The organism is Porphyromonas gingivicanis JCM 15907 (assembly GCF_000614585.1).
Lineage (GTDB): Bacteria > Bacteroidota > Bacteroidia > Bacteroidales > Porphyromonadaceae > Porphyromonas > Porphyromonas gingivicanis.
In genome coordinates this window covers 75991-86995 of sequence record NZ_BAKX01000008.1, presented here as the reverse complement: position 1 = coordinate 86995, position 11005 = coordinate 75991, and the positions used below count along the sequence as shown (strand labels likewise).

The 11005-nt window shown below is 39.1% G+C and carries 8 protein-coding genes and 1 pseudogene; 2 read left to right on the top strand and 7 right to left on the bottom strand.

The genetic code is table 11. The features are described 5' to 3' along the window. A partial coding sequence (locus JCM15907_RS13205) for a hypothetical protein (RefSeq protein WP_206777362.1) occupies nt 1-184 on the top strand: 184 nt, incomplete at its 5' end. A gap of 166 nt (nt 185-350) precedes the next feature. Here the strand turns inward: JCM15907_RS13205 and JCM15907_RS08240 are convergent. The 7 genes and pseudogenes from JCM15907_RS08240 to JCM15907_RS08210 all read right to left on the bottom strand — a co-directional run bounded on the left by JCM15907_RS08240 (nt 351) and on the right by JCM15907_RS08210 (nt 7327). Continuing rightward, a complete protein-coding gene (locus tag JCM15907_RS08240; protein WP_025843442.1) occupies nt 351-695 on the bottom strand; it encodes a DUF4180 domain-containing protein in 345 nt (114 codons plus the stop codon). Nucleotides 696-1379: 684 nt separating this feature from the next. Further along, on the bottom strand, nt 1380-2648 hold the full coding sequence (gene nqrF, locus JCM15907_RS08235) for an NADH:ubiquinone reductase (Na(+)-transporting) subunit F (RefSeq protein WP_036884836.1): 1269 nt from the start codon (nt 2646-2648) through the stop codon (nt 1380-1382). A gap of 50 nt (nt 2649-2698) precedes the next feature. Next, nucleotides 2699-3313, bottom strand: a complete 615-nt coding sequence (gene nqrE, locus JCM15907_RS08230; RefSeq protein WP_025843440.1) for an NADH:ubiquinone reductase (Na(+)-transporting) subunit E — start codon at nt 3311-3313, stop codon at nt 2699-2701. Nucleotides 3314-3341: 28 nt separating this feature from the next. Then, nucleotides 3342-3965 carry an NADH:ubiquinone reductase (Na(+)-transporting) subunit D gene (locus tag JCM15907_RS08225; protein ID WP_025843439.1) on the bottom strand — a complete coding sequence of 208 codons (624 nt, stop codon included), beginning with the start codon at nt 3963-3965 and terminating at the stop codon, nt 3342-3344. 18 nt (nt 3966-3983) lie between these two features. Continuing rightward, nucleotides 3984-4724, bottom strand: a complete 741-nt coding sequence (gene nqrC, locus JCM15907_RS08220; protein WP_025843438.1) for an NADH:ubiquinone reductase (Na(+)-transporting) subunit C — start codon at nt 4722-4724, stop codon at nt 3984-3986. A gap of 18 nt (nt 4725-4742) precedes the next feature. Further along, nucleotides 4743-5946, bottom strand: a pseudogene (nqrB, locus tag JCM15907_RS11490) (NADH:ubiquinone reductase (Na(+)-transporting) subunit B). 22 nt (nt 5947-5968) lie between these two features. Continuing rightward, nucleotides 5969-7327: a Na(+)-translocating NADH-quinone reductase subunit A gene (locus JCM15907_RS08210; RefSeq protein ID WP_025843437.1), complete on the bottom strand. Its 1359-nt coding sequence runs from the start codon at nt 7325-7327 to the stop codon at nt 5969-5971. A 548-nt stretch (nt 7328-7875) separates the two neighbouring features. On the opposite strand from JCM15907_RS08210, the gene JCM15907_RS11485 reads away from it, so the two are divergent. Further along, entirely contained in the window at nt 7876-10911 is a 3036-nt protein-coding gene (locus tag JCM15907_RS11485; protein ID WP_159099934.1) for a leucine-rich repeat protein, read from the top strand. Nucleotides 10912-11005 lie beyond the last annotated feature (94 nt).

Sequence of the window (11005 nt, the reverse complement as noted above, 5' to 3'; positions counted from 1 at the left end):
TCACAAGAAAAAACAGGGAGAAACAGAGAAAAAAGTTTTTGACATCTTTACTTTTCAAGTCGCCAATGAAGACAAGCCCTGTATCCCACAAATCGGATGCAAGCGATTTCTCTCTTTCACAAAAAACTTAACCTTAATCATCCTAAGACCTATGACTAGTAGATTCAAAATTCCATATCAATAAGAACAATCGGTACAACGGGAATATCTTGCCGTATTACTATAGACGTGACAAGCATAATGACAACCTTTGGGAAAAGCACTACTCCACACGATCGGAGGAAAAAATGAAGGGAGACAACAAAAAACGAAGAGCAAGCAACCCTGCAAAACCTATGAAAAAAATAAGGCTACAAGATGTTGCTTAAGTCTTTAATGAAGGTGATTTGTTTACCTTTGTTGCATTCAAAAATAAAGTCGTTGAGACTCTTGTTGTTATATTCGGAAAAATCGCCAACAATAATCAAAGGCATTTGGTATTGTACGAATTTTTGAAGTATATCCCCTGCTATTCTAGTTTTTAAATCAAAAAAATCATGTATGATATTCTTTTTGTGAATAATGATTTTGTCAAAGCCTTGATAATATAAGTTTCCCAACAAATCCAATCCGTCTTCAGTAGTTCTTAAGATTATTTTGTCGGTTATAATTTCAGCCACTTTTACACCGTCTATATTATGAGTTTTAATTTGCATGCAATTATTTATTGTTAGTTCCTCAAATGTTCATTCTTTGCTCATAATTTTCCACGAACCTATAAGACAAGGGTTCTCTCACTATCAATTTTTCAAACCAGATTATAGGTCACCTCAAACAGGTAGCCATCTAAGTTCTAGGTCAGCCCCGAAAAAGCAACCCAGTGAAGACTTAACGTAGTGTCTTTTTCCAATTTTTGTAGAGGAATAACTCCAAAAGCATTTCACCCAAAGTATAAGGCATAGTTTTTCTGACTATATTTCGACTTCTTTCAGCCCAAGCCTTCATAGAAAGTCAATGTCTTTTACCTCTAATGTGATTAAAGTAAATTTCTGTCTCATAAGCTATACGTTACGAAATTTGCCACGAAGTTACTCATTCATAGCAGAACAAGGAAGAGAACGGCAAAGGAACACCTCTTGCAAATATATTCTCTCCTATAGTTCTCTTGGAAAAGTCGATTGAGGCAGAGAGTCAATAGTGAACTTCTCGGCAGTGTCCGAAAAAATGTGTAACCCTCTTTGGTTCTTAACTTTGAAGAAGAAAGAAAACTAAGAACAATGGAGCTTATACGCTTTTTAGGTAAGTATCAGAGATAGGTAAAAAACAACCCATTGAAAAAGAAAAGAGAGGTCTATCAAAGTCCTCTCTTTTGTAATATCATTATGTATTAAGGTATTCTATTAGGCACCAAAATCATCGAAATTAACTTGCTCGCGTGGCACTCCAAGATTCTCTAACATACGATTAACAGCATCGGACATTGGTCCTGGACCACACATATAGTACTCTATGTCTTCAGGTGCATCATGATCCTTAAGATATTGGTCATGGATAACCTGATGGATAAACCCTGTTGCACCATCCCAATTATCTTCTGGACGAGGATCGCTCAAGGCTATTACAAAACGGAAGTTCGGGAAATTGCGCTCAATCTCCCTAAAATCTTCTTCGTAGAAAATCTCACTCTTAGAGCGAGCTCCATACCAATAAGAAACTTTTCGACCCGTTTTTACAGTACGGAAGAGGTGTAATAACTGAGCCCTCAAGGGAGCCATACCAGCCCCACCTCCAACATATAGCATTTCGGCATCGCTATCTTCGTGGATATGAAAATCTCCATAAGGACCGCTCATTGTAACCTTATCTCCAGGTTTCAAAGAGAAGATATAAGAAGAAGCTATGCCAGAAGGAACACCCGCTTTCCATGTTTTTGTAGCACGGTCAATAGGAGGAGTCGCAATACGCACATTAAGGGTAATAATATTTCCCTCCGCAGGATAGTTGGCCATTGAATAGGCACGAACTGTCTCCTCATTATTCTGAGAAGTAAGTCCCCACATAGCAAACTTATCCCACTCCGAGCGGAAACGATCCTGCCCTTCTTTGTCCCTAATATCGTAATCTTTAAAAGAGAGGAGATACTTAGGTATCTTTATCTGAGCATAACTACCACTCTTAAAGTTCATACTCTCTCCTTCCGGAAGACGCACAACAAACTCCTTTATAAAGGTAGAAACATTTGCATTTGAGATAACCTCACACTCCCATTCTTTAACACCAAAAACTGATTCAGGGACTTCTATTTTGAGATCTTCTTTCACCTTAGTTTGACAACCTAAACGCCAGTGTTCCTTTTGTTCCTTACGAGAAAAGAAACCTTTTTCTGTAGGTAAAATCTCACCGCCACCTTCTATCACTCGACAACGGCACTGTCCACAGCTACCACCTCCACCGCAAGCAGAAGATAGAAAAATCCCATTATTCTGGAGTGTATTAAGGAGTGTACTTCCAACAGGTACCTCTATATCTCGCTCATCATTTATTCTTATGGTTGCATTGCCCGAGGGAAGTAGTTTCTTCTTAGCGACAAGAAGAGCAATAACTAAGACTAAAGTAATCAGTAAGAAAATGACTACGCTTGCTATAATAATAACAGAGTTTATTTCCATCACAACAATTTAATTAGATAAGTCCTATCCCAATTTCTTAGTCTCGTATACTACAACTTAATACCAGAGAAGCTCATAAACGCTAAACCCATAAGCCCGGTCACAATCAACACAATGCCATACCCTCGGAGTGGCTTAGGAATATTGGAAAACTGCAACTTCTCTCTAATGGCAGCCATACCTAAAATGGCCAACAACCATCCAATACCCGAGCCAAGACCATATATAGTAGCATGCCCGATATTAACAAAATCTCGAGTTTGCATAAACAAAGAGCCTCCCAAGATAGCACAGTTTACAGCAATCAAAGGCAAAAAGATACCCAAGGAGGCATAAAGAGCAGGAGCATAACGCTCTACAACCATCTCTACCAACTGAGTAAACGAGGCAATAATTGCAATAAAAAGTATCAGAGAGAGAAAGCTAAGATCTGCCGTTGCCAAGGAAGGATGCACCCAGGCAAGTGCCCCTTCTTTGAACACATAATTTTCGAGCATATAATTCAAAGGCAAGGTACAAACAAGGACAAAGGTAACAGCAAGGCCTAATCCAAATGCCGTTTTCACATTCTTAGAAACAGCCAAATAAGAACACATTCCCAGATAATATGCAAAAATCATATTATCTATAAAGATGGATCTAAAAAAGAGACTTAGGTAATCCATATTCGTATTGTTCGTTTAGTCTAAGGAATTAATCCTCTTGTAATTGTTTATTTCGAGCACGCTGTATCCACACAATACAAGCCATTATTATGAGAGCCATAGGCGCCATGTTCATAAGACCAAAATTTTGGTATCCAGTCTCATAGAATGATTGAGGTATAATAGTTATCCCCATAACCTTGCCTGCTCCCAAAAACTCTCGAAAGAAGGCTATTATCATCAAAACAATGGCATACCCAGCTCCATTGGCTACCCCATCGACAAAAGAGGGCCAAGGTTTATTATTCAAAGCAAAAGCCTCCAAACGTCCCATAAGAATACAGTTGGTAATAATCAACCCCACATAAACAGAAAGTTGCTTACTAACATCATAGGCAAAAGCCTTCAACACCTCATTAACAATAGTAACAAGAGTAGCTACAACCACCAACTGCACGATAATACGAATTCGATTTGGAATCGTATTGCGTAACAAAGAGATAATAACATTTGCAAAAGCAAGAACTACTATCACAGAGAGCCCCATAACCAAAGCGGGTTTCAACTGAGATGTAACCGCAAGAGCAGAACATATACCCAATACTTGAACCAAGACAGGGTTATTATTTCCGATAGGTCCCCAAAAGACCTCCTTCATTTTCGTATTAGCCATAGTAGTGTACGTTCAGTTTTATTCTTGATTTGCACTCTTTGTTAGGTAAGGGGTATACTGTTTGAGGCAGTATGAAATCATTTCATCAACTCCGTTACTAGTAAGTGTTCCGCCCGAAATACCATCGACGAACTCGCGCTCATCTACAGACTTGCCTCCTTTCACGACAGCAACACCTATTACTTGCCCCGATGCATTGGCAATATGCTTCCCGACAAAACTTTTTGCAAAATGTTCAGTGGCAATTTCTGCTCCAAGACCGGGGGTTTCGCCAGCATGGCCAAAATCGCTCCCAAAAATCGTATTGGCATCGGCATCCAAAGCAAGATAGCCCCAAATAGCTCCCCACAAACCATTCCCATTCATAGGAAGAACAAATTTTTGATTGCCATCAACCTCTGCAACATATAAGGGTAGAATATACTCAGAGCCTGAAGATATGCTTTTGAACTGATTGGCAGTATTCATATTAAAAGCATTATTAGCAGCTAAATCATTCCCTTCAAAAGAACTTACCACCTCTCCTTTCTCATTGACAAGCAACTCTTTTTTTATGATAGCTCTATATGTTTTAGCCACCTCTGTCTTGTTAGAGACAACAATGTTAAGGGAACGAAGTATTTGCTCCATTTTATCCACCCTTACATTCTCTTGCTTAAAGTTTTTCAAAAGCTGAGATGTCAAAGCCAATGCTACAGCCACCAAAACAACCATAATGGCTGCATATAGTATAGTATAAGTATTACCTTCTCTATTCATAACAATACATTCCTATCATTATTTATTTGTCTGTAGCAGTTTAGCTCTACTGGCTCTTTTTCTTACATTAGCATCAACTACAAAATAATCAATCAGAGGAGCAAAGACATTCATGAGCAATATAGCAAGCATCATTCCCTCTGGATATCCTGGATTGAGTACGCGAATAAATACACATAGCAGACCCACTAAAAATCCATAAATCCATTTCCCTGTTTCGGTACGTGCTGACGTTACAGGTCGGTAGCCATAAAAACAAGACCGAAAGCAAAGCCTCCATAGAGGAAGTGCATCAAAGGAGACATCTGCATAGATGCTGTAGTACCGATAAGATTAAACAGCAAAGCCATAAGAGTAGCTCCAATAATACCTGAAAACATAATCTTCCAACTCGCAACACCTGTTACCAAGAGAATAACGGCTCCAATCAAAATAGCGAGCGTAGAAACTTCCCCAATAGAACCAGGATGAGTCCTATAAAGGCATCCCAAAGAGAAGAGGTTTCTCCCACAATGTTGGTAATAATAGGCAATTCCTTACCGGCTGTAGCAATTTGTCCGAGCGGAGTGGCTCCAGAATAGCCATCTACAACAATCCCTCCACCTAATCCAAAGGTATCTACCGTACGCACAAAAACACTGTCACCACTCATTGCCGAAGGATAGGCAAAGAAAAGAACAGCACGTGCCACCAATGCGACATTAAAGATATTGTATCCAGTACCTCCAAATACTTCCTTGGCAAACACAACTGAAAAAGCTGTTGCCACGGCAATCATCCAAAGAGGCGTATCTACTGGGACAATCATGGGGATAAGAAAACCTGATACCAAGAACCCTTCCTGTATCTCCTCATTTTTCCACTGAGCTACAGTAAACTCTATCCCTAAGCCAACTGCATAAGTAACGATCAACTTGGGAAGAACCGCCAATAAACCATATAGGAACAAAGCTCCCCAAGTATGAGAAGCCAACTCTCCAATGGATAGGTAGTGTTGATAACCTATATTGTACATACCAAATAGAAGCGCAGGGATCAAAGCTATTACAACAAAAATCATTGTACGCTTTGAGTCGTTAGCATCATGAATATGTACCCCTCTTTTCGATGTTGTATTAGGAACATACATAAAAGTCTCCATACCTTCAAAAACGGAATGGAACGCATGCAACTTCCCCCCTTTGGTAAAAGCAGAGCGATATTTATCAAAGAAAATTTTCATAATCTGTATTCGAGGGTATTTATCAATTCATCTCTTTATATAGAAGGTCAAGACCTTTTCGCACTATATACTGTAGCTCCTGCTTAGAAGAGTCCACAAACTCACAGAGAGCAAAGTCTTCGGGTGCCACTTCGTAGATACCCAAAGCTTCCATTTTGTCAATGTCGAAAGCAATAATAGCCTTCAAAAGCTGCTCTGGATAAATATCCAATGGGAATACTCTATGAAACTCGTTACTCATAATCATAGCACGCTCTCCCCCTTTTACACGAGCATCTAAAGCGTACTCCTTACCTTTCTGTAACCAGCTCATATACAAGCGACTTATACTAAACTGATTGAAACGAGGAGCAATCCAGCCAAACATCTCATCAATATCATCTCCTTCTGGAATAACTGTTATCTGATCAATATTGAGCGATGCGAAAGGACGTTCTTGAGAGAGCTGAACACCAGTAAGCACATCACCGTTAATAATACGCTCATGCTCTTTCTTAACTGTTAAATTGGCTCCAAAAACCTCTTCTACACGACATCCAGGCAATAACGACACATAGCCACGCAATGCAGCATCAGAGCCTGTTACAGCAATAGTTCTAGTGTAATCTACCTTACCCGTACGTAAAAAGCGACCTATAATCAGAAGGTCTGTTACTTTAAGCGTCCAAACTACCTCTCCCTTGTTAATGGGGCGAATGTAATTAATCTGAGTGCCTACACAACCTGCAGGGTGAGGCCCCTCTACTAGTACAACCTCCACTCCCTTGACAGAAATCTGAGATAATCTTGAGTTTTTCTGAACACCTAAGTAAACTGTACCATCTGTTAGGGAAGTCAAAGCCTGTAAAGCTGTAGTAAGGTCATTTTCAGCACCTTTAAGTAGGTAATCTACATCTGGAGCTAAAGGCGCAGTTAGTACAGCTGTTACAAAAATATCTCGTGGAAGTTCTTCGGGATTGGCTATTATATCATAAGGTCTCTGTTTGAAAAAAGACCACATACCAGAAGACAAAAGAAGGTTAAGAAGAGCTTTACGATCTCCAAACGAAGGAAGGACGGCATACTCCTTGTACTCCATTTCTGCCGAAGGAGCGACCTGTATACTAAGTAACTTGCGTTTCTCTCCTCTTTCTACAGCTGTCACCTCTCCACTTACAGGTGAGGTAAAAAGCATTTCTGGATACTTTTTGTGGCAGAAGAGAGGTTCTCCGGCTTTTACCACATCTCCGACCTTAACCAAAACCTTAGGGATAATCCCTTGATAATCATCTGGAACTAAGCCATAGACACTACTCTTTTTTAGAGCAGGCAAATTATCTAAGGGAGCCTTTCCTTTTAGATTAATGGAAAGTCCCTTCTTTATTCGAATAGTTTTAGTCATGAAACTACTATCTAATTGCTATTTTCTGAACGCAAAAGTACATAAAACATAGTAAATAGGTATCTATCAGAAAAAAGTATCCTTATATTTTCCATACATTAACAGGCAGAGAGGATAGGCCCCCCAAAATCGTATAGGCAACTCCTCCGACTCAAACATTTTTAGCAACTTGTAGCATTTGTTTATTCTCCAATCATAGAAAGGATTATAGGAATTTCTTTATACACATTGACAGAATGGACAAGAGAGAAAAGCATTCAGGTTACAGTAAAGCACTTGTAACCTTTCCTAAATAATCCAACATTTTCAATCCCTATACTCAAATATCAAAGAAAAATCGAATAGAAAGCGACAAAATAGGAAGAAAAAGATTGAATACAATTAACACTATTGAATATTTCCATTTAATGAATAAATTTGTACCCATTGCTTTAAGTCATAGGTTATAGCAGCAAAAGACAATCTTGCCTCCAGTAACAATAAAGCATCCCCTACTCATGAAACAACCAAGTATTAACTAACAATATTATCTTCTAAAAAATATGTTTATGCGAAAAAGTATTTACCTCCTCTTAGTGGCTATAGTCAATGGAATGTTGTTTTCTCTTTCCGCCACTCCAATAAAAATCAACATTTCCGAAGCAGGAAGTGGCAAAAACTTATTTAAGACCCATAGTTCTGCTACAGAAGTTATCGTGACAGGCAAGATAAATCAATTAGATTTATTGTGGCTCAAAGAGTATTGCAGATCAATAGTATCTCTTGATATTTCGGAGACTTCTATTGAGTCTTACAACGATGAGGATAACTACATCGACTACAAAGCAGACGAGCTAACCACAGCTCTCTCCTACACCTCAACTCTGAAGCATATTACTCTTCCTAAGAGTTTGAAAAGTATTGTAAGAGGGGCATTCTCCAAATGTACATCCCTCGAGTCTATAACGCTCCCCATGCCTACTATTCCCAAAGTAGGGGGCAATTTTGTAGATTATGCTCTGATGAAAAGTGTTAAACTCTATGTCCCTGAGAGTCTTGTTACCTCCTACCAATCGACCCAAATACGGGGGCTAAAGTTTGCCAACATTCTACCTATCAAGGAAAAAGAAGTGGGTCCCTACGACAAAGTCGTTTTTGATGATTTGTATGGTCAATGCTATTATCCTATCAAAGAGGGACAAAGTGAGCCTGACCCTATTTTCTACGTTTTCTATATGGACAATCATACAGAGGAAACGATAAACAAAATCGAATTTGCCTATTGGTTCGATAACGACAAGCAAAATGTAAAGTACAAGACCAAAAATGACCTCCAACTGATGCCTGGTCAAGAAATGCAAGATGGAGAGGGGTTCATCACCTTCGAAACTCCTCGAGATACTCAAACACACCTCATCACAATCAAACCTCATAAGATTAACGATATTGAAGTCGATTTGGGCGAGCGAGCCAAAATATTCAGGCGCTACTACATAAATGGGACCTACAGAAGGCCCACCCATTATATCGAGCTATTTGTCAATCCTAAGGATAAGGAAGCCTATGAAAAATATAAGACTATTATCCTATCAATGGCGAAACTGTGCCAATCGACACAACAAGCCAATCGCTTTGAAGTCGTATCCTATGTAAGCTCTCCTAATTCTAAGTTTTTTAGTTCCTCGGTTCCAACAGCCTCGGAGCTGGCAAAACTATTCCGCATAGATAGCATTCCCAGAGTGATGCTCAATCGTAATTTGATGACACCTTATGGTATGCTCAACAACGATTTTAGGTTAAAAGACCTCTCTATCTATACCCCATCTCTTAAAATTGGACGATTTACTGATGTATTCGACTTCCTTTTCCAACGCAGTTTTTACAATCCAGCCTTTGCCAAAATGGCTCCTTCTATCACAAAAGACGAGTCGGGTAAATTCATCTTCAAGGTAACAGGAGAAATTTCTAAACAGTCTACCAAAGATGATTTATATCTAAACCTATACCTCGTAGAAAATACACCTCTGCCCTCTCTTGATGAGAACGACTCTTATCCCGATGCCGACGCACCCGTATTTCAAAAGTTAGTCAAAATGCTTACTCCTCTTGAAGGCCTTCCCTTAAGTGTCAATGATGATTACACCTACTCTTTTAGCACAGAAGCCTTACAAATAGAGGGTTACGAATCGGGGAAATACAAGTTGGTAGCCTCTATTTACAATTACGACAACCTCCCCTACAAAATGTCTATCCTACAATCATGTGGCATCGTACTGGAAGATAAAAAAGAGAGTAGCAGTGTAATTGATGCTGAAACTGTACAGAGTGGAGGTGAACTTTCCTTTGCTGTAGCCTCTGCAAACGAAGGAACAGAGGTCAGCATAGACTGGGGAGATGGGAATTGGGTAGACTACACAATTGGCAAAGACTATACCGAACTCAAATCGGAACTCAAAGGAAAAGTACTCCATATCAAAGGGGATATTACCAAATTGAACTGCATCGGAAATAAACTTTCCAAACTCGATGTTACAAAAGCTCCTCAGTTAGAAGTGTTACAAGCAGAGTTTAACTATCTGTCCGAGCTTGACCTTACCCAATCTGTCAATTTGCTTAATGTAGAATTTTTCTCAAATACATTAAAAGAAATTGATATTACGAACTGTACTAAGTTGATACGCTTTGTTGGTTCGGGCAATTTCCTCAACAAAATAGACATAAGCAAGTGCCCTAACCTTGAGTATTTCGACTGTGCCCGAATGAGCAAAATCTCTTCCATTGATTTTTCCAATTGTCATAAGCTAAAGCACGTTATTGTAAATGAATGCTCTTTAACCTCTCTCAATATCCCTACAGATGCCCCATTAGAAGAACTTCTTTGTGCAAAAAATCAAATCAGAGAGTTAGACCTTACTCATTTCAACAAACTTATCGAGATTGATTGCTCGGAAAATAAAATAGAAAGGCTACACATAGTTTCTCCAAACTTGGAGACTCTATACGCTATGCAAAACAACCTCAAATCTTTAGATATTTCAGTAGCTAAAAATCTCAAGGATATTGCACTATTAAAAAACCCAGAGCTAAAAAAAATTGACCTCTCTAAAAACCTCAACATCTCTACATTGAGTGTAAGTTCTTGTGGGCTTAAGGAATTGTCTGTATCCCACCTCAAAGAGCTTAATAAATTGTGGACGAATAGCAACGAATTAAAATCTCTTGATCTTTCAAAGAATTCGAAGCTCTACTTACTACAGGCGAAAAACAACCAACTATCTGAAGTAAAATTCCCCTCTACCCCAGACTCTTTAGCAATTGTTTCTCTGGCAAATAACCAGTTAAGTAGCATCAATTTTGTTAAGGCAGATAGTCTCCGAAGCCTTGATTTGGGTTCTAATAAACTAACCGAGATTTCAACCGCTGAACTCCCCCAACTTGAGATATTCAACATCCGCAAGAATAACATTCACAAGTTAGACCTTTCCAAGAACCCTAAGCTCAATATGTTAGGAGTGGTCGAGAATGGAATGACCGCCTGCGAACTCAACGCTATTTACAAGCAACTACCTACTCAACGCTCCATCTGCAAAAATCAATCTTTATAATGGTGATAAAAACGATAGTGAAGCCAAGGGAAGTAAAACGACTATTGCCGAAGAAAGGAATTGGAAGCCTGCTATAAAAGGTGATGGAAGCGGG